This window comes from Micromonospora sp. NPDC049523 (assembly GCF_040676775.1).
Classification (GTDB): domain Bacteria; phylum Actinomycetota; class Actinomycetes; order Mycobacteriales; family Micromonosporaceae; genus Micromonospora_G.
This window is the reverse complement of record NZ_JBFAPP010000026.1, coordinates 56,644-75,064: the sequence shown is the minus strand read 5'-3', so window position 1 is coordinate 75,064 and position 18,421 is coordinate 56,644. Positions and strand designations below refer to the sequence as shown.

At 71.0% G+C, this 18,421-nt stretch carries 20 protein-coding genes; 17 read left to right on the top strand and 3 right to left on the bottom strand.

What is annotated here, in order from left to right; genetic code table 11:
- The first annotated feature begins 41 nt into the window (after window positions 1-41).
- On the top strand, window positions 42-818 hold the full coding sequence (locus AB0J90_RS30390) for a class I SAM-dependent methyltransferase (RefSeq protein ID WP_363601696.1): 777 nt from the start codon (window positions 42-44) through the stop codon (window positions 816-818).
- 117 nt (window positions 819-935) lie between these two features.
- On the opposite strand, the gene AB0J90_RS30385 is transcribed toward AB0J90_RS30390, so the two are convergent.
- A complete protein-coding gene (locus AB0J90_RS30385; protein ID WP_363601694.1) occupies window positions 936-1,421 on the bottom strand; it encodes a carboxymuconolactone decarboxylase family protein in 486 nt (161 codons plus the stop codon).
- Window positions 1,422-1,622: 201 nt separating this feature from the next.
- On the opposite strand from AB0J90_RS30385, the gene AB0J90_RS30380 reads away from it, so the two are divergent.
- Complete coding sequence (locus AB0J90_RS30380) at window positions 1,623-2,558, top strand: RNA polymerase sigma-70 factor (protein WP_363601692.1); 936 nt, start codon at window positions 1,623-1,625, stop codon at window positions 2,556-2,558.
- A 128-nt stretch (window positions 2,559-2,686) separates the two neighbouring features.
- Here the strand turns inward: AB0J90_RS30380 and AB0J90_RS30375 are convergent, their stop codons facing one another.
- The gene (locus AB0J90_RS30375; RefSeq protein WP_363601690.1) at window positions 2,687-3,829 is read right to left on the bottom strand and encodes a cellulose binding domain-containing protein; all 1,143 of its coding nucleotides are present in this window, start codon (window positions 3,827-3,829) and stop codon (window positions 2,687-2,689) included.
- 542 nt (window positions 3,830-4,371) lie between these two features.
- On the opposite strand from AB0J90_RS30375, the gene AB0J90_RS30370 reads away from it, so the two are divergent.
- The 11 genes from AB0J90_RS30370 (at window position 4,372) to AB0J90_RS30320 (ending at window position 14,815) form a co-directional block, all read left to right on the top strand.
- Window positions 4,372-5,211, top strand: a complete 840-nt coding sequence (locus tag AB0J90_RS30370) for a nitrilase-related carbon-nitrogen hydrolase (protein ID WP_363601688.1) — start codon at window positions 4,372-4,374, stop codon at window positions 5,209-5,211.
- 48 nt (window positions 5,212-5,259) lie between these two features.
- Window positions 5,260-6,663, top strand: a complete 1,404-nt coding sequence (gene hydA / locus AB0J90_RS30365; RefSeq protein ID WP_363601686.1) for a dihydropyrimidinase — start codon at window positions 5,260-5,262, stop codon at window positions 6,661-6,663.
- A gap of 22 nt (window positions 6,664-6,685) precedes the next feature.
- Complete coding sequence (locus tag AB0J90_RS30360; RefSeq protein WP_363601684.1) at window positions 6,686-8,167, top strand: CoA-acylating methylmalonate-semialdehyde dehydrogenase; 1,482 nt, start codon at window positions 6,686-6,688, stop codon at window positions 8,165-8,167.
- Window positions 8,168-8,188: 21 nt separating this feature from the next.
- Window positions 8,189-9,241 carry a TIGR03842 family LLM class F420-dependent oxidoreductase gene (locus AB0J90_RS30355; RefSeq protein WP_363601682.1) on the top strand — a complete coding sequence of 351 codons (1,053 nt, stop codon included), beginning with the start codon at window positions 8,189-8,191 and terminating at the stop codon, window positions 9,239-9,241.
- An 80-nt stretch (window positions 9,242-9,321) separates the two neighbouring features.
- Complete coding sequence (locus tag AB0J90_RS30350; RefSeq protein WP_363601680.1) at window positions 9,322-10,173, top strand: ABC transporter permease subunit; 852 nt, start codon at window positions 9,322-9,324, stop codon at window positions 10,171-10,173.
- On the top strand, window positions 10,170-11,021 hold the full coding sequence (locus AB0J90_RS30345; RefSeq protein WP_363601678.1) for an ABC transporter ATP-binding protein: 852 nt from the start codon (window positions 10,170-10,172) through the stop codon (window positions 11,019-11,021). Before AB0J90_RS30350 ends, AB0J90_RS30345 begins: the two co-directional genes overlap by 4 nt.
- Complete coding sequence (locus AB0J90_RS30340; RefSeq protein ID WP_363601676.1) at window positions 11,018-11,803, top strand: ABC transporter permease; 786 nt, start codon at window positions 11,018-11,020, stop codon at window positions 11,801-11,803. Before AB0J90_RS30345 ends, AB0J90_RS30340 begins: the two co-directional genes overlap by 4 nt.
- A gap of 91 nt (window positions 11,804-11,894) precedes the next feature.
- Window positions 11,895-13,037 (top strand): ABC transporter substrate-binding protein, encoded by a 1,143-nt coding sequence (locus AB0J90_RS30335; protein WP_363601674.1) that lies wholly within the window; start codon window positions 11,895-11,897, stop codon window positions 13,035-13,037.
- A gap of 162 nt (window positions 13,038-13,199) precedes the next feature.
- Window positions 13,200-13,652 carry a cysteine dioxygenase family protein gene (locus AB0J90_RS30330; protein WP_363601672.1) on the top strand — a complete coding sequence of 151 codons (453 nt, stop codon included), beginning with the start codon at window positions 13,200-13,202 and terminating at the stop codon, window positions 13,650-13,652.
- Between the two features lie 17 nt (window positions 13,653-13,669).
- On the top strand, window positions 13,670-14,152 hold the full coding sequence (locus AB0J90_RS30325; protein WP_363601748.1) for a rhodanese-like domain-containing protein: 483 nt from the start codon (window positions 13,670-13,672) through the stop codon (window positions 14,150-14,152).
- 57 nt (window positions 14,153-14,209) lie between these two features.
- Window positions 14,210-14,815, top strand: coding sequence for a winged helix-turn-helix domain-containing protein (locus AB0J90_RS30320; protein WP_363601670.1), 606 nt, complete (start codon window positions 14,210-14,212; stop codon window positions 14,813-14,815).
- 30 nt (window positions 14,816-14,845) lie between these two features.
- Here AB0J90_RS30320 and AB0J90_RS30315 read toward each other — a convergent pair whose 3' ends face one another.
- The gene (locus AB0J90_RS30315; protein WP_363601668.1) at window positions 14,846-15,769 is read right to left on the bottom strand and encodes an AEC family transporter; all 924 of its coding nucleotides are present in this window, start codon (window positions 15,767-15,769) and stop codon (window positions 14,846-14,848) included.
- Between the two features lie 193 nt (window positions 15,770-15,962).
- On the opposite strand from AB0J90_RS30315, the gene AB0J90_RS30310 reads away from it, so the two are divergent.
- The 4 genes from AB0J90_RS30310 to AB0J90_RS30295 all read left to right on the top strand — a co-directional run bounded on the left by AB0J90_RS30310 (window position 15,963) and on the right by AB0J90_RS30295 (window position 18,407).
- Window positions 15,963-16,619 carry a winged helix-turn-helix domain-containing protein gene (locus AB0J90_RS30310; RefSeq protein WP_363601666.1) on the top strand — a complete coding sequence of 219 codons (657 nt, stop codon included), beginning with the start codon at window positions 15,963-15,965 and terminating at the stop codon, window positions 16,617-16,619.
- A 23-nt stretch (window positions 16,620-16,642) separates the two neighbouring features.
- Window positions 16,643-17,281: a uridine kinase gene (locus AB0J90_RS30305; protein WP_363601664.1), complete on the top strand. Its 639-nt coding sequence runs from the start codon at window positions 16,643-16,645 to the stop codon at window positions 17,279-17,281.
- A gap of 173 nt (window positions 17,282-17,454) precedes the next feature.
- The gene (locus AB0J90_RS30300; protein ID WP_363601662.1) at window positions 17,455-17,871 is read left to right on the top strand and encodes a TraR/DksA C4-type zinc finger protein; all 417 of its coding nucleotides are present in this window, start codon (window positions 17,455-17,457) and stop codon (window positions 17,869-17,871) included.
- 104 nt (window positions 17,872-17,975) lie between these two features.
- Complete coding sequence (locus AB0J90_RS30295) at window positions 17,976-18,407, top strand: DUF2267 domain-containing protein (RefSeq protein WP_363601660.1); 432 nt, start codon at window positions 17,976-17,978, stop codon at window positions 18,405-18,407.
- The last annotated feature ends 14 nt before the right edge of the window (window positions 18,408-18,421 follow it).

Here is an 18,421-nt window from a genome sequence, read left to right as displayed (position 1 = left end):
GGCACCGGTACGGACACCTGCGGCGCAGCTAGATTGACGGTATGGAACAGGATGCGCGGCTACTTCAGTCCTCGTTCGGCGCGGCGGCGGTCGCGTACGCCGAGCACCGCCCGGACTACGCGCCGGCCGCGGTGCGCTGGGCGCTGGACCTCGCGCCCGGCCCGCGAGTGCTGGACCTGGGCGCCGGAACCGGCAAGCTGACCGGCACGCTGGTCGCGTCGGGCGTCGACGTCGTCGCGGTCGAGCCCGACCCCGCGATGCTGGCCGAGTTGCGCCGTACGCTGCCGGCTGTCCGTGCCCTACCCGGTGGTGCCGAGGCGATACCCCTGCCGGACGCGTCCGTCGATGCCGTGCTGGCCGGAAACGCCCTGCACTGGTTCGACATGGCGGTCGCCGGCCCCGAAATGGCCAGGGTCCTCACGCCCGGCGGCATCCTGGCCGGCCTGTGGAACGTCATGGACGACCGGGTCGACTGGGTTGCCGGACTCGCGCGGGTCAGCGGCAGCGCGGCCATTGGCCCTCGCGACACCCTCGGCGACTGGCGCACCGCGACGGCAGGCGCACACCTTCCCGACAATGGCCTGGTCGCCCGGTTCGGCTCGCCGGAGCAGGCCGAGTTCCCGCACGGGCAGCGTCGCACCGCCGACTCCCTCGTCGCCACAATCGCTACCCGCGCGGGGATGCTGGTCATGCCGGAACGGGAGCGAGTGGCCACGCTGGGCCGGATCCGCGCGTACCTCGCCAGCAGGCCCGAGACCGCCAGCGGCGAGTTCACCCTGCCGATGCTGACCGGAGTCCTGCGCGTCCGGCAGCTCTGAACGCCACCGACCACGACGTTCGACCAGGAGGACACTCGTGCGCCGTAGCGCCCGCCCGGGCATGCGCGGGCCCGGCCCGGATCGGTTGATCCTGGACCGGGCCCGGACGCGGCCCGCCTACCGGTTGAACGCCGCGAACAAGCCAGGCTCGTAGGAACCGCCCCTCTGATGCACGATCACGGCCAGCCGGTTGGCCGCGTTGATCAGGGCGACCAGGGAGACCAGCGCGGCGATCTGGTCGTCGTCGTAGTGCTTGCGTACCTGGTCCCAGGTTTCGTCGGAGACGCCCTGGTGGGCGTCGGCGAGCCGGGTGCCCTCCTCGGCGAGCGCCAGCGCCGCCCGCTCGGCCTCGGTGAACACGGTGGACTCGCGCCAGGCGGCGACCAGGTGCAGCCGGACGGCGGTCTCGCCGCCGGCCGTGGCCTCCTTGGTGTGCATGTCGATGCACCAACCGCAGCCGTTGATCTGGCTGGCGCGCAGGCTCACCAGTTCCTGGGTGGCCTTCGGCAGCGTCGACTGGACGACCACCAGACCGGCGTTGGCGAACCGCTTGGCGAACTTGACGCCGATCTCGTTGCTGAACAGGTCGATACGGGCTTCCATGGCTTCGTCCTCACTCGTGGTGTCGGGTGCGACTGCACTGGACGAACACGAGATGCCGGCGGCCCGATCCTTGTGACAACGCCGGTGACGTGACGAGCGACACCGGCAGGTGGGCGGACATCGGTACGGTCCGGATGTCACAGAACAGCGGTGCCCGGCGTCTGATGGGGTGACCCAGTCGAACGTGAAGAGGAGTCCGTCATGACCGGCACGCCGCGGAGCGCGTCCGACGAGCGCAGCGACAGCCGGGACGACCGTCCGGACCCCGCCACCGAGGCGTTCCTCGCGCACCGCAACCTGCTGTTCACCGTCGCCTACGAGATGCTCGGCTCGGCCGCCGACGCGGAGGACGTCATCCAGGAAGCCTGGCTGCGGTGGGCGGGCGTCGACCTCGACACCGTACGGGACCAGCGCGCCTACCTGGTCCGGATCACGACCCGCCAGGCGCTCACCCGGCTGCGTACGCTCGGCCGACGTAAGGAGTCCTACGTCGGCTCGTGGCTGCCCGAGCCGCTGCTGACCACGCCCGACGTGGCCGAGGACGTCGAGTTAGCCGACAGCGTCTCGATGGCGATGCTGCTGGTGCTGGAAACCCTCACGCCGACCGAGCGGGCGGTGTTCGTGCTGCGCGAGGTGTTCGACCTCGGGTACGACGAGATCGCGGAAGCCGTCGACAAGACCCCTGCCGCGGTCCGGCAGGTCGCCCACCGGGCACGGGCACACGTCGCAGCGCGCCGACCACGCGGTGTCGTCACACGGGCCGAGACCCGGGAGGCGATGGAGGCCTTTCAGCGGGCGACGGAAACCGGCGACCTGCAGCGTCTGCTCGACATCCTCGCACCGGACGTTGTCCTGCTCGGTGACGGTGGCGGGGTCAAGCAGGCGGTGCCGCGGCCCATCGTCGGAGCGGACAAGGTGGCCCGCGTGCTGGCCGCCGGGCTGCCCAGGGTCGCCGCCCTGGGGTCGCTGCGCCCGGCCCAGGTCAACGGCTACCCGGCGTTGATCTTCCGAGTCGACGGCGAGATCGACACCGTTCTCGCGGTACGCATCGACGACGGCCTCGTCACCGGCCTCTACGCGGTGCGCAATCCCGAGAAGCTGTCGCACATGGAGCGGGAGACCGTGCTACGTCGCTGATGTCGACCCCTCGACCAGTGAACGGCGTTTCCTGGTGCAGACGACCGACCGCGCAACGGCCCGAACCCTCAGGTCCGGGCCGTTGCGCTGTCGTGCCTCGTACCCTCCGCCCGCGTCGATCGTGAGGTTCAGGCGGTGCAGGTCACCGTCGGTACGGGGTTCGAGCCGTTCCAACTCGCTAGGAAGCCGAACGTTGCCGTCGCTCCCGGCGCCAGGTTGCCGTTGTAGCCCACGTTGCGGGCCGACACGTTCGTCCCGCTCTGGGTCAACGTCGCGTTCCACGCCTGGTTGACCTGTTGACCGGCCCCGAAGGACCAGTAGGCGGCCCAACCGGCGAAGACCCCGCTGCTCCCGTTGCGTACGGTCACCTCGGCCTGGAAACCGCCCTGCCACTGCCCGATCACCCGGTACGTCGCCGTGCAGCCACCGATCGGGGGAGCGGTTGTCGTCGGCGGGGTGGTCGGCGGCCCGGTCGTCGGGGTACGGGTCGGAGTCGGGCTCGCCGTGGGCGTACGGGTGGGTGTCGGGCTGGTGGTCGGGCTGACGCCGTTGAGGGCGGCGGTCAGCGCCGGGTACCAGCGGTCGGACATCTTCTGGTCGCCCGCGGCGTTCGGGTGCACCCCGTCGTAGGTGTCGCTGCCGGTGCTGAAGCCGGTCCACTGGTCGACCACCACGACCGGTGAGGCCGCGGTGCTCTTCGCACTGGCCCAGCCGGGGATGGCGTCGTTCAGGGCGACCACCCGCTGGCCGCACTCCGAACAGGTGCTCGGCGCCATCGGGATGATCTTCGCGACCAGGACCTTCATCGCCGGGTTGCTGGCCCGCATCTGGTCGACCAGCTTGCCGTACGCGGTGAGGATGGTCGCCGGTGCGACGTTGCTCCAGACGTCGTTCGTGCCGAAGTGCATCAGCACGATGTCCGGCAGGGTGGCCGACAGCCAGCCGGGCAACTGGTTCTGGTTGGCCACGTTGGTCACCAGGGCCCCGCCGTGGCCCTCGTTCTCACCGTCGTACGGCTGCCCGCAGCCCTGTGGGCCGAGCGTGCCGACGAAGTCGACGTTGGTGTAGCCGGTGCTCTGCAGCCGGTTCCAGAGCATGGAGCGCCAGCAGCCGGGCGAGCCGGTGATCGAGTCGCCGAGCGGCATGATCCTGACCGGGGCGAGCGCGGTGACCGGCGCGGACGCGGCCGGCAGGGTGGGCGTCGCGATGGCGAGCCCGATCAGTACGGCCAGCGTGGCCAGCACGGCCTGACCGAGGGGTTTGCGGAGCATGGTCGTCTCCTGTCACGGTGCGCAGTGAAAGGTATGACGGCCCGGTGCTCCCAAGGCATTGAAGCAGGTAACTTCCTGTGGTTCAACTGCGGTCCCCGCTCACACCTGCGGTGACTCCTGGACCAGGACCGCGCTCGACGACCGGAGCCGGGCCCTGGTCTGCGTCGCGACCGCCGCCACGCCGGGCACCCACGAACCCCGCGGGCAACTGCGGATCGCGTTGACCGTCGGCGTCAGCGACGATTAGATCGTCGACCTCTTCGTGCACTCGGAGGCGGACGCGGGTGCGGCTCGCGCGTTCGACACGTACCAGGTCGCGCTGGCGGTGTTCGCGTCGACCCGGCTTGGGTCGTCCGGCCGCACCTCATCACCGGTGCCGATCTTAACCTGCCGAGGTGGACGCGGGTATCCCCGCGACGATGATCAATTGCAGCGTGTCATTTCTCCGAACAAGCCTGTAACAGATTGGCCATTGTCCACCCCGGCAAGTGTCACTAAGGTCCTACGCCATCCACCCGGAAACACCCGAGGGAGGAACGACCGTGGCCGACAGCATCCGCGCCGCCCTGGTGCAGACGAACTGGACCGGGGACAAAGAGTCAATGATCAAGGCCCACGAGGAGTACGCCCGGCAGGCGGCCGCCCAGGGAGCCCAGGTCATCTGTTTCCAGGAACTCTTCTACGGTCCGTACTTCTGCCAGGTGCAGGACCCCGGCTACTACGCGTACGCCGAGTCGATTCCCGGGCCGACCACCGAGCGCTTCCAGGCCCTCGCGGCCGAACTCGGCCTGGTCATGGTCCTGCCGATGTACGAGCAGGAGCAGCCGGGCGTGCTCTACAACACCGCCGCGGTGGTCGACGCCGACGGCAGTTACCTCGGCAAGTACCGCAAGACGCACATTCCGCAGGTGCACGGCTTCTGGGAGAAGTTCTACTTCCGTCCCGGAAATCTCGGCTTCCCGACCTTCGACACTGCGGTCGGCCGGATCGGCGTCTACATCTGCTACGACCGGCACTTCCCGGAGGGCTGGCGGGCACTCGGCCTGGCCGGCGCGACGATCGTGTTCAACCCGTCCGCGACGAGTCGGGGGCTTTCGTCGTACCTGTGGCAATTGGAACAGCCGGCCTCGGCGGTCGCGAACGAGTATTTCATCGGCGCGATCAACCGGACCGGCATCGAGGACCTCGGCGACAACGACTTCTACGGCACCTCGTACTTCGTCGACCCCGAGGGCAAGTTCGTCGGCGCGGTCGGTGACGCGTACCAGCCGGAGCTGATCGTGCGTGACCTCGACCTCGGGCTGCTCGCCGAGGTACGCGACCGGTGGGCCTTCTACCGGGACCGGCGGCCCGACGCGTACCAGGGGCTCGTGCAGCCGTAGCCCCGAGCCCGGCTTCGGGTCGATCGAAACGTACGGGAGGAGCGGGAGATGGCACTGCTGATCACCGGCGGCACCGTGGTCGGCCCGACCGGGGCGCACAGCGCGGACGTGCTGGTCGAGGGCGAGACGATCGCCGCCCTGTTCGCGCCGGGGCGGGCGCCGGACGGCGACCACGAGGTCATCGACGCCACCGGGCGGTACGTGATCCCCGGCGGCATCGACGCGCACACGCACATGGAGTTGCCGTTCGGTGGCACGAACGCCTCCGACACGTTCGACTCCGGCACGCGTGCGGCGGCGTACGGCGGCACCACCACGATCATCGACTTCGCGGTGCAGCGGACCGGTGAGGTGGTCCAGGACGGGCTGGCGGCCTGGCACGCGAAGGCGGCCGGCAACTGTCACGTCGACTACGCCTTCCACATGATCCTCGGCGGGGTCGACGACGACTCGCTCAAGGCGATGGACCAGCTCGTCGCGGACGAGGGCATCACCAGCTTCAAGCTGTTCATGGCGTACCCGGGGGTCTTCTACTCCGACGACGGCCAGATCCTGCGGGCGATGCAGCGGGCCCGGGAGAACGGCTCGATGATCATGATGCACGCGGAGAACGGCATCGCGATCGACGTGCTCGTGCAGCAGGCCCTGGCCCGTGGCGACACCGACCCGATCCACCACGGCCTGACCCGGCCGGCGGCGCTGGAGGCGGAGGCGACACACCGGGCGATCCGGCTGGCCGAGGTGGCCCGCGACTGCCCGCTCTACATCGTGCACCTGTCCGCCAGCGAGGCACTCGAACAGGTCGCGGCGGCCCGCGACGCGGGACGCAACGTCTTCGCCGAGACCTGCCCGCAGTACCTCTACCTGACCCTGGAGGAGCAGCTCGGCGCGCCGGGCTTCGAGGGTGCCAAGTGGGTCTGCTCCACCCCGCTGCGCAGCGGGCACGAGTCGCACCGCCGTGACCTGTGGCGCGGGCTGCGCGCCAACGACCTGGCCATCGTCTCCACCGACCACTGCCCGTTCTGCTTCAAGGACCAGAAGGAACTGGGCCTGGGCGACTTCTCGAAGATCCCGAACGGGATCGGCGGCGTCGAGCACCGGGTCGACCTGGTCTACCAGGGCGTGGTCGACGGCAAGCTGTCACTGGAACGCTGGGTGGAGACGATTTCCACCACACCGGCCCGGATGTTCGGCCTCTACCCGCGCAAGGGCATCATCGCGCCCGGCTCGGACGCCGACATCGTGCTCTACGACCCCGCTGGGCAGACCACGATCAGCGTCGAGACCCACCACATGAACATGGACCACTCCGCGTACGAGGGTTACCGGATCGCCGGTCGGGTCGACACGGTCATCTCCCGGGGCACGGTGCTGGTCTCCGACGGGACATACCACGGGCGAGCCGGTCACGGCCGGTACCTGCCCCGTGGCCTGTCGTCGTACCTCGGTTAGCGAGCAAGGGAACGTGACAACCATGCGTGAGATTCCACACTGGATCAACGGGGTCGAGGTGGCCGGCAGCGGCGACCGCCGGCTGCCGGTCTTCGACCCGGCCACCGGCGAGCAGCAGGCCGCCGTGGTCGCGGCCACCGACGAGGAGGTACGCGCCGCGGTGCTCGCCGCCCGCGCCGCGCAGCCCGGTTGGCGGGCCGCGTCGCTGTCCCGCCGCGCCGAGGTGATGTTCCGGTTCCGGGACCTGGTGGACGCGCACAGCAAGGAGATCGCCACCCTGCTCTCCGCCGAGCACGGCAAGACCGTCGCCGACGCCGCCGGTGAACTCGCCCGCGGGCTGGAGAACGTCGAGTTCGCGACCGGGGCGCCGCACCTGCTCAAGGGCGACTACAGCGAGCAGGCCGCGACCGGGGTGGACGTCTACTCGATCCGCCAGCCGCTCGGTGTGGTCGCCGGAGTGACCCCGTTCAACTTCCCGGCCATGGTGCCGATGTGGATGTTCTGCACCGCGCTCGTCGCCGGCAACACGTTCGTCCTCAAGCCGAGCGAGAAGGACCCGAGTGTTTCGCTGCTCCTGGCCGACCTGCTGCGCCGGGCCGGCCTGCCCGACGGGGCGTTCAACGTGGTGCAGGGGGACCGCTCCGCGGTGACCGCGCTGCTCGCCGACCCGGACGTGGCCGCGCTGTCGTTCGTCGGCTCGACCCCGGTCGCCCGTGCCGTCTACGAGGCCGGCACCAGGGCAGGCAAGCGGGTGCAGGCGCTCGGCGGGGCGAAGAACCACATGGTGGTGCTGCCCGACGCCGACCTCGGCGCGGCGGCCGACGCGGCGATCTCGGCCGGCTTCGGGTCGGCGGGGGAGCGGTGCATGGCGGTCTCCGTGGTGGTTGCCGTCGGCGCGGTCGCGGACCCCCTCGTCGCGGCGATCGCGGAGCGGATCGGACGGATCCGGGTCGGCCCGGCCACCGACCCGGACGCCGAGATGGGGCCGCTGATCAGCGGCGAGCACCGGGACAGGGTGCGGTCGTACCTGGACCGGCCCGGCGGCGAACTCGTGGTCGACGGGCGGACGCTACCGGCCGCCGACGGACCCGGGTTCTTCCTCGGCGCCTCGCTGGTCGACCACGTCAGCACCGACTCCGACCTGTACACCGACGAGATCTTCGGGCCGGTGCTGTCGGTGGTCCGGGTGGACACCTACGAGCAGGCCGTGGACCTGGTGAACACCAACGAGTACGGCAACGGCACGGCGATCTTCACCCGTGACGGCGGTGCGGCCCGCCGGTTCCAGTACGACGTGGTCTGCGGCATGGTCGGGGTGAACGTGCCGATCCCGGTGCCGGTGGCCTACTACAGCTTCGGCGGCTGGAAGGCGTCCCTCTTCGGCGACCTGCACATGTACGGGCCGGAGGGGCTGCGGTTCTACACCCGTACCAAGGTGGTCACCTCCCGTTGGCCGGACCCGGCGACGAGCGAGGTCGACCTCGGTTTCCCCAAGGTCCGCTAGCCCGACCACGAGGAGCAGACGATGGACATCGGAGTCGTGTTCCAGTGCGACCCACCCGCCCGGGAACTCGTGTCGCTGGCCCAGCGGGCGGAGGCGGCCGGATTCAGTCATGTCTGGACCTTCGACTCGCACCTGCTCTGGCAGGAACCGTTTGTCATCTACTCGCAGATCCTGGCCCAGACCGAGCGGGTGGTGGTCGGGCCGATGGTGACCAACCCCGGCACCCGGGACTGGACCGTCATCGCGTCGCACTTCGCCACCCTCAACGAGATGTACGGCAACCGCACCGTCTGCGGCATCGGTCGCGGCGACTCGGCGCTGCGTACGTTGGGCTACCCGCCGACCAGCATCGACGAACTGCGCGACTGCGTCACGGTGATCCGGGAACTGGCCAACGGGCGACCGGCGAACTACCGCGGACAGGAACTGCGCTTCCCCTGGGCCACCGACGGTGGGCTGGAGGTCTGGGTGGCCGCGTACGGGCCGCGGGCGCTGGCCCTGGCCGGCGAGGTCGGCGACGGTTACATCCTGCAACTCGCCGACCCGGACATCGCCGCCTGGATGATCGGCGCGGTGCGGGCGGCGGCGGAACGGGCCGGTCGGGATCCGGCGGCGATCCGGTTCTGCGTCGCCGCCCCGGCCTACGTCGGTGACGACCTGGCCCACCAGCGCGACCAGTGCCGGTGGTTCGGCGGCATGGTCGGCAACCACGTCGCCGACATCGTCGGCCGGTACGGCGCGACCGGAGCGGTGCCGCAGGCGCTCACCGACTACATCGCCGGCCGGCAGGGCTACGACTACGCCGAACACGGCCGGGCCGGCAACCGGCACGCGGACTTCGTACCGGACGAGATCGTCGACCGGTTCTGCCTGCTCGGCCCGGTTTCGGAGCACCTGGACAAGCTGGAGCGGCTGCGCGCCCTCGGGGTCGACCAGTTCGCGGTCTACCTGCAGCACGACGCCAAGGAGAAAACCCTGGCCGCGTACGGCGAGCAGGTCATCCCGGTCCTGCGGGACGGGTCCGGCCGGGGTGGTCCGGTCGAGCGGGCCGAGTCCGCCGCGAACGCCGGATGACCGGCGCCGCACCGGCGGGCGGATCGGCAGCCCCGGCACGGGCGGGTGGATCGGCAGCCCCGGCACCGGGTCGACGCGGTGTGCGTACGGCGCTCGGGGTGCTCGGGGCGGTGCTGCTCGGGGGGCTGGTCTGGGAGGGCTACAAGGCGGTCGGTGACCCGGACGGCACGCTGCTGTTCGGCGTACGGGTGCTGCCCCGGGCCGACGACGCCGCCATGCCGCACCTGACCGAGATACTGGGCCGCTTCGGCGATCCGGAGCGGGTCGGCGGCGATCCGATCTGGCTGGTGGTGACGAACGCCGGCCTGGTCACGCTGCGCAGTGTCGCGGTCGGCTTCCTCGCCGGGGCGCTGGTCGGGTTGCTGCTCGCGGTGCTGATGCAGCGCCTGCGTTGGGTCCGGCGCGGGCTGCTGCCGTACGTGGTGCTGTCGCAGACCGTGCCGCTGATCGCGCTCGCCCCGGTGATCGCCGGCTGGGGCGGGCGGCTGTCGATCGGCTCGTACCCGTGGCAGCCGTGGATGTCGGTGGCGACCATCGCGGCGTACCTGGCGTTCTTCCCGATCGCCGTCGGGTTGTTGCGCGGGCTGACCTCGCCGGCACCGATCGCCGAGGAGCTGATGCGCAGCTACGCCGCCGGCTGGTGGCGGACGCTGGTGAAACTGCGGTTGCCGGCGGCCACGCCGTACCTCTATCCGGCGCTGCGGCTGGCCGGTGCGGCGGCGGTGGTGGGTGCCGTGGTCGGGGAGATCTCCACCGGCACCCGCGGCGGCATCGGACGGCTGGTCATCGAATACTCGCGCGAGGCGACCACCGACCCGGCCAAGGTCTACACCGCGCTGCTCGGCGCGGTGCTGCTCGGCCTGCTGGTGGCGGGCGTGGTCGGGCTCGCGGAAATCCTGCTCACCCCCGGACGAAGGGCGTCGATGCGGTGACCACCACGGAACACGAACCGGCGGTCGAGATCACCGGCGTGACCAAGGTCTTCAACCCCGGCCGCCCGGACCGGGTGACCGCGCTGACCGGCGTCGACCTGACCGTACGGCGGGGCGAGTTCGTCAGCCTCATCGGGCCCTCGGGCTGCGGCAAGTCGACCCTGCTGCGCCTGGTCGCCGACCTGATCCCGGTCAGCGAGGGCACCGTACGGGTGGCCGGCAAACCGGCCCGCACCGCCCGCCTGGACCGGGAGTACGGCATCGCCTTCCAGCAGGCGGGTCTGTTCGAGTGGCGTACGGTGCAGCGCAACGTCGAACTGCCGCTGGAACTGCGCGGCACCGGGCGCCGGGAGCGGCGGGTACGGGCCCGCGAGATGCTGGAGCTGGTCGGGCTGGCCGACTTCGCCGGGCACTATCCGGCGCAACTGTCCGGCGGCATGCAGCAGCGGGTGGCGATCGCCCGCGCGTTGGCGGTACACCCGCCGTTGCTGCTGATGGACGAGCCGTTCGGGGCGCTGGACGAGATGACCCGGGAGCGGCTGCAGGACGAGCTGCTGCGGGTCTGTGCCCGTACCGGCACCAGCACGATCTTCGTGACGCATTCGATCCCGGAGGCGGTGTACCTCTCCGACCGGGTGGTGGTGATGTCGGCCCGTCCCGGACGGATCACCGCCGAGATCGACATCGAGCTGGCGCAGCGGAACGAGACCACCCGGCAGACCGCCGAGTTCTTCGCCGGCATCACCCGGGTCCGGCAGGCGCTGCGGGGCGGGCCGGCGGCGCAACGCCCGGACGAGGCGGGACCGGTGGGCGAGGCGGAACCGGCGGACCCGGCGGTGTCCCGGTGACCACCGCGGGCCGGCTACGCCGGGCGCTGCGCGGCGTCGGTCCGCCGCTGCTGGTCGGGGTGGGCGGGCTGGTGGCGTGGGAGCTGACCGTCACGCTGGGGCGGGTGGCACCGTTCCTGTTGCCGGCGCCGTCCGCGATCGGCACCGAACTGGTGGACAACCGGGCGGTGATCTGGCAGGTCGGTCTGGCCAGTGGCGCGAACGCGCTGGTCGGGTTGGTCGCCGGAGCGGTGCTGGCGATCCTCGCGGCGATGGTGGCCAGCCGGTTCGACTTCCTCGGCGAGGTGGCGGTGCCGGTCGCGGCGGCACTCAACGCGCTGCCGATCATCGCGCTCGCGCCGATCCTCAACAACATGTTCGAGTCCACCAGCAGCATCCCGCGCCGCAGCGTGGTGGCGATCGTGGTGTTCTTCCCGGTCTTCCTCAACACCCTGCGCGGGCTGCGGGAGATCGACCCGGTGCACCGCGAGCTGATGACCAGCTACGCCGCCACCGGCTGGACCTTCACCCGGCTGGTACGCCTGCCCGGCGCGCTGCCGTTCGTCTTCACCGGTCTGCGTCAGGCGTCCTCCCTGGCGGTGATCGCGGCGGTGGTCGCGGAGTACTTCGGCGGTCGGCAGGACGGCCTCGGATCGCGGATCACCTCGGCGGCGTCGTACACCGCGTACCCGCGTGCCTGGGCGTTCGTGGTCGGCGCGTGCGTACTCGGTCTTGTCTTCTACCTGGCCGCCCTCGGCCTGGAGCGCCTGACGATGCCCTGGCGGGCGCGGCGGTCCGGCTGACGGTGGCCGCTGCTGGGCCTTCGCCCGCCCGGCGCCGCCCGACGTCGGGGCCGACCGGCCCCGATGCGCAGAGTCAACCGCTGGAGGACAGATGGGTAGTCTCAGCAGACGGCGCCTTGTCGCCGGGCTGGTGAGTTGTGCGGTGCTGGCCGGTTGCGGCACCGCGGACGGCACCGGTTCCGGATCCACCGCGCCGGGCGGGAAGACCTCGGTCAAGTTGCAGCTGCAGTGGTTCGTGCAGGCCCAGTTCGCCGGTTACATCGCCGCTGTAGACAAGGGCTTCTACCAGGAGCAGGGCCTCGAGGTGGAGATCGTCGAGGGCGGTGTCGACATCGTCCCGCAGACGGTGCTGGCGCAGGGACAGGCCGACTTCGCCGTGGCCTGGGTGCCGAAGGCGCTCGCCTCGCGGGAGCAGGGTGCCGGGATCACCGACATCGGCCAGATCTTCGCGCGGTCCGGGACGTACCAGGTGAGCTTCGCCGACCGGGGGATCCGTACGCCGGCCGACCTCAAGGGTCGCAAGGTCGGCAACTGGGGCTTCGGCAACGAGTTCGAGCTGTTCGCCGGGATGACCAAGGCGGGCCTCGATCCGGGCAAGGACGTCACGCTGGTGCAGCAGCAGTTCGACATGCAGGCGCTGCTGCGCGGCGACATCGATGCCGCACAGGCGATGAGTTACAACGAGTACGCCCAGTTACTGGAGGCGAAGGACCCGAAGACCGGTCAGCTCTACCGGCCGGAGGCGTTCACGGTGCTGGACTGGAACACGATCGGCACCGCGATGCTGCAGGACGCGGTCTGGGCCAACAGCGAGCGGTTGGCCAAGGACAAGGCGTACCAGGAGACGGCGGTGAAGTTCCTCACCGGCACGATCAAGGGGTGGGCGTACTGCAGGGACAACCCGCAGGTGTGCCGGGACCTGGTGGTCGCCCGGGGAGCCAAGCTCGGTGCCAGCCACCAGCTTTGGCAGACCAACGAGGTCAACAAGCTGATCTGGCCGGCGCCGAAGGGGGTCGGGCTGATCGACGAGGCGGCCTGGAAGGCCACCGTCGACCTGGCCCTGACCGCCCGCAACCAGGACGGCCAGACGGTGCTGACCAAGCAGCCGGATCCGGCCGCGTACACCAACGAGTACGTCCAACGGGCATTGGACGCGCTCAAGGGTTCGGGGGTCGACGTGACCGGTGCGGGCTTCCAACCGGCCACGGTGACCCTGAACGAGGGCGGCGCCTGAGCTTCGGTACGGCCGCGTCGAGGGGCCCGTTCCGTCCTGTCCGGCGGGGCGGGTCTCCCTCGCTTCCCATCAGATGAGACGAAGTCAATTACCTACCAAGCCTATAGGTTTTATTGGCTAGGGTGGTGGCACTGGACCGATCGCCTTCGACGAGGAATGACGATGACCATCAACTCCACCGACCCGCTCGCCATCGCCCGGAAGTACGCCTCGAACCCGGCCGCCTGGCCGGTCACCGCCCAGTTCGACCCGGTCGAACGCTGGTACGCCCGGCTGGCCAGCACCGACGCGTACGAGGTCTGGCTGCTCACCTGGCTGCCCGGTCAGACGACCGACCTGCACGACCACGGCGGTTCGTCGGGCGGCTTCCTCGTGGCCGCCGGCGCGCTCACCGAGGAGATAGTGGTCGGTGGCGAGCTGCGGCCCACCGTGCTGGCGGCCGACAGCGGACGGCAGTTCGGCCCGCGGCACGTGCACCGGGTCAGCAACCGGGGCACCGAGCCCGCGGTCAGCGTGCACGTCTACCTTCCGGCGCTGCGCCGGATGACCCGTTACGAACTCGACGGCGGCAAGCTGCGGGTGGCCGAGGTAGCCGAGGCAGGGGTGGCCTGGTGAAACTGATCAACTCATCGCTGCGGCAGGCGAGCTGTCCGGACACGACCGCACCGGCCGGCTCCCGCGGCATCGACGACATCCTCGAGTCGGCCCGGCTGCGACTGCACCGGCTCGAACCGGAGGCGGGGCACCTGGCGTACCGGGAAGGGGCGCTGCTGGTCGACATCCGGCCGGCCGCCCAGCGGGCCGCGACCGGCTCGATCCCCGGCGCGCTGGTGATCGAACGCAACGTGCTGGAGTGGCGGCTCGACCCGCGCAGCAGCGCCCGGTTGCCGGTCGCGGACCGGTACGACCTGCCGGTGGTGATCTTCTGCCAGGAGGGTTACACCTCCTCCCTGGCCGCCGCCGCGCTCCAGGACCTTGGCCTCTACCTGGCCACCGACATCGCGGGTGGCTTCGCCGCCTGGCGGTTGGCCGGTCTGCCCGCGTTCGGCCCCACCGACGTCTACGCCCACCTGACCACCGCGCCCCCGGCGATCGCCGGCCGGGCGTACACCTGATCCCGCGCGCCACCGCGCCGCGGGACGGCACGGCACACCAGCGCTAGGAGGCCCCTCATGTCGGTCATCGCGATCAGCCCGCGCACGTACCCACCGTCGAGCGGATCGGTACGGTCGACAATCGGCCGCCGACGGATCGAACCGGGCAACGCCCCCGCCACCCTCACCGTCACCTTCGACATCACGCTGAACGGCGGCGAGACGCTCACCCCGCAGGCGTCCCGGCTGCTGGAGCTGGTCCAGCAGCTCGTCGAGCAGGGCGACCGGGCGACCGTCGCCGCTGCTCCCGGTGTCGTCGGGCTGGTCGTCGAGCCGGCACCGGCCCTGCCCCGGGCTGACGAGGCGGGTGGGCCGGAGTCCGCTCCACTTCGGATCCTCGCCGGGTCCCGCAAGGTGCTGCGTGGCGGTACGCCGGTCCCGCTCACCCGGCTGGAGTACGACCTGCTCGTTTTCCTGGCCGAGCACCCGCGCCGGGTCTTCACCCGCCTGCAACTGCTCAACAGTGTCTGGGGTTACGAACACGCGGTCGCCCGTACGGTCGACGTGCACGTACGCCGGCTGCGGGCCAAGGTGGGCGAGACGGTGCCGCTGGTGACGACGGTGTACGGGGTCGGCTACCGGCTGGCCGACGAGGCCCGGATCAGCGTGGACCGCGACGCGTAGCGCGTACTCCACGCGACGGCGGGGTGCGGCTCAGCCCAGCCAGGCCGCGATGGCCACCAGCGTGACGGCGGCGGCGAGGGTGGAGAGCACCACCGTGTCCCGGGCCAGCGACTCGGCTCGCTGGTACCGGGTGGCGTAGACGAAGACGTTCTGCGCGGTCGGCAGGGCCGAGGTGACCACGGCGGCCAGCAGGGCCGGCCCGGTGAGCCCGAGGGTGAACCGTCCGATCAGGTAGGCCAGCGCCGGCTGCACCAGCACCTTGAGGCCGACCGCCGTGTACCGCTCGCCCGCCTCCGGGCCGCGGTCGAGAGGACGGCTGCCGCGCAGCGACATGCCCAGGGCGAGCAGCGCCAGCGGTACGGCGGCCGACCCGACCAGTTCGAACGGCCGCATCACCGGTTCGGGCAGCGGCAGCCCGGTGACCGTGACGGCCAGCCCGGCGGCACAGCCCAGCATGATCGGGTTGCGGGCCGGCAGCAGGGCGAGACGGCGTACCGATGGCCGCTGTCCGGTGGCGGTCGCGTCCAGCACCCCGAGTGCCAGCGGTGAGGCCAGCAGCACCTGGAACAGCAGCACCGGCGCCACGAAGGACGGATCGCCGAGCACGTACGCCGCGACCGGCAAGCCGAGGTTCGCCGCGTTGACGTACGACGCGCTGAGCGCGCCCACGGTCGCCTCGCCGGCCGGCCGGTGCCACACCCAGCGGGCGAGCGCCAGGTAGACGGCGGCGACCAGCACCGTACTGAGCACGAACGCGGCCAGGGCCGGGGTGAACACCTCGGCGAGCGACGAGCGGGCCAGCGTGGTGAACAGCAGTGCCGGTGCGGCGACGAAAAACGCGAGTCGGGCCAGCACGGTGGTCCCGTCGGGGCCGAGCAGGCCGATGCGGCCGATCAGGTAACCGGCGAGCGTGACCGTCCAGATGACCGTGAAACCGGTCAGTACTCCCCGCACTCGATCATCGTGGACCGCCCCGCCGGATTTCCCAAGATCTGGTACGCAGAGCGAGCGTTCAATTCCGATGCGTGCGTCAATTGTCACATTCATGCAACGTAGTGGCCCCTTGACCCTAACGGTGGTGCCCGGAAACATCGAGCGTGCGGCACCACGAGCCGCGGGGAGTTCCCCCCATCAGCCAAGGAGGACCATGTCGGTCAGCCCCGCCTCGTCGCGTGCCGGATGGCATACGTCCCAGCCAGCGGGACCCGGTCGCCCGCCGGGTGCCCAGCGGCGCCCGACCAGCGCCGGGGCGCCCGCGCTGACCGTGACACTGTCCATCCCGCTCGGCGGGGAGGAGGCGCTGACCCCGTCGGCGCAACGACTGCTGGAAGCCGCCCGTGAACTGATCGAGCACGGACAGGCCACGGTCACCCCCGGACCGGTCTACGCGGACCGGCGTACCGCCGAACCGGCCGCGCTGCGCCCACCGCCCCGGCCGGTGTCGGAGCCGATCCAGACCGGACCGTCCATCACCGACCCGGGCACCGCCGACCCGAACGTGCCCGAGGTACGCATCCTCGCCGCCTCCCGCTCCGTGCTCGTCGACGGCCAGCCGCTGCCGCTGACCCGACTGGAGTTCGACCTCCTGCTGCACCTGGTGGAGCACCCGCGCCGGGTCTTCACCCGGCTGCAACTGCTCGCCGCGGTCTGGGGCTACGAGCACACCGGCGTCCGTACGGTCGACGTGCACGTACGCCGGCTGCGCGGCAAGGTCGGTGCCGACGTACCGCTGGTGACCACCGTCTACGGCGTCGGCTACCGACTCGCCGACGAGGCGCGGGTCACCATCGACCAGACCGGCTGACCCGTTCGGGCAGGATGGGCCGGGTGAAGATCCGCCCGATCAGCCCGGAGTCACTGGTCCAGGAACTGGCCGACCGGCTCGCCGCGGAACGTCCCGGGCAGCCGCTGCGGGTGGCGGTCGACGGTCCGGCCGCCGCCGGGCCCGACCAACTCGCCGACGCCCTGGTCGACCCGCTGCGCCTGCGAGGTCGGCCGGCGCTGCCGATCAGGGCCGAGGACTTCCTCCGGCCCGCGTCACTGCGCTACGAGTTCGGCCGGGACAACCCGGACGCGTTCTACACCGACTGGCTCGACGAGGCGGGGCTGCGGCGCGAGGTGCTCGATCCGGCCGGGCCTTCGGGCAGCGGCCGGATCCTGCCCTCGCTGTGGAATCCGCGTACCGACCGGGCCAGCCGGGCCGGTTACCTCGACCTGCCGACCGGTGCGGTGCTCCTGGTCAGCGGCCCGTTCCTGCTCGGCGGAGGGCTGCCCTTCGACCTCACCATCCACCTTGTCCTGTCGCCCGCGGCGCTGGCCCGGCGCACCGACCCGGCAGACTCCTGGACCCTGCCCGCCTTCGCCCGCTACCGCGAAGAGGTGTTCCCGGCCACGTTCGCCGACGTGGTGGTACGGATGGACGACCCACGCCACCCCGCCCTGGTGGAACCGGGCGACCCGGCCTGAACCTCGCCCCCGACCCAGTCCCTGACGTAGGGGTCGCGGACCCGATCACGGCGCGGATTTTCCCTGTTTGACGGCCGCCCCGTTTGGGTATGCGCCCGGTCACGGTGGACCGCGCCGGACCAACCGGGTCCTGGCAGCGAGTCCACCGCCGTCACGGAAAGGCAGGGCAACGCATGCTCGTCAACGATGCGGTCGTCGTCAACGATGCGGTCGACACGGCCCGCTCCCAGGCGGACACCGACCTGATCCGGCTCGCGCTGGAGGCTCGCTACGACGAGCTGACCGGCGAGTACGACGACGCCGTGCTACAGAGCCAGGTGCTGCGGCTGGTGGAGGTCGGCGACACCGCCGGCGACGACCAGGCCGACAGCGGAACCAAGACCGCCGAGCGGGACACCGCGCAGTCGCTGCTGCGGACCATCCTCGACCGCCGGGCGCAGTTCGAGCACGCGCTGGCCCGGCTGGAAGAGGGCACGTACGGCTGGTGCGAGGGCTGCTCGGCACCGATCCCGGTGGAGCGGTTGGAAATCTTCCCGTCCGCCACCACCTGCGTCTCCTGCAAGCAGTCGCGCGAACGTCGGGCCGCCTGAGCGGACCCGTTCACCCGGCCGGGGTGAACCCCGCTCACCCGCCCCGGCGCCAGCCTGGTGAGATCACCGGCGGGAGAGCCGGTGAACTCACCGGACGGGGGAACATGGTGGCCAGTAATCCGTACTCGACCTTCGAGGCGTCGATCGAGAAGACGAACCTCATCCTGAAGGACATCGAGCAGGCGTACGGGTGGCCGAAGCAACGGCGCAACCAGTCGTACGCGGCGCTGCGCACGGTGCTGCAACTGCTCCGTGACCGGCTGCCGGTGCAGGAGAGCGTCCAGTTCGCGGCCCAGTTGCCGGTACTGGTGCGCGGCGTCTACTACGAGGGCTGGGAACCGAGCGACGTACCGGTCAAGCTGAACCGCGAGGACTTCCTCTACGAGGTTCGGCAGGGCTTCCCGTACGAGGTCGACGGGGGCGCCGAGGGTGTGGTGCAGACCGTCCTCGACGCCCTGCGGCGGCACATCAGCCCGGGGGAGTGGGACGACGTCAGGTCGACCATGCCCGAGGACCTGGCGACGATCATCCCCTGACCTGCGCACCGGTC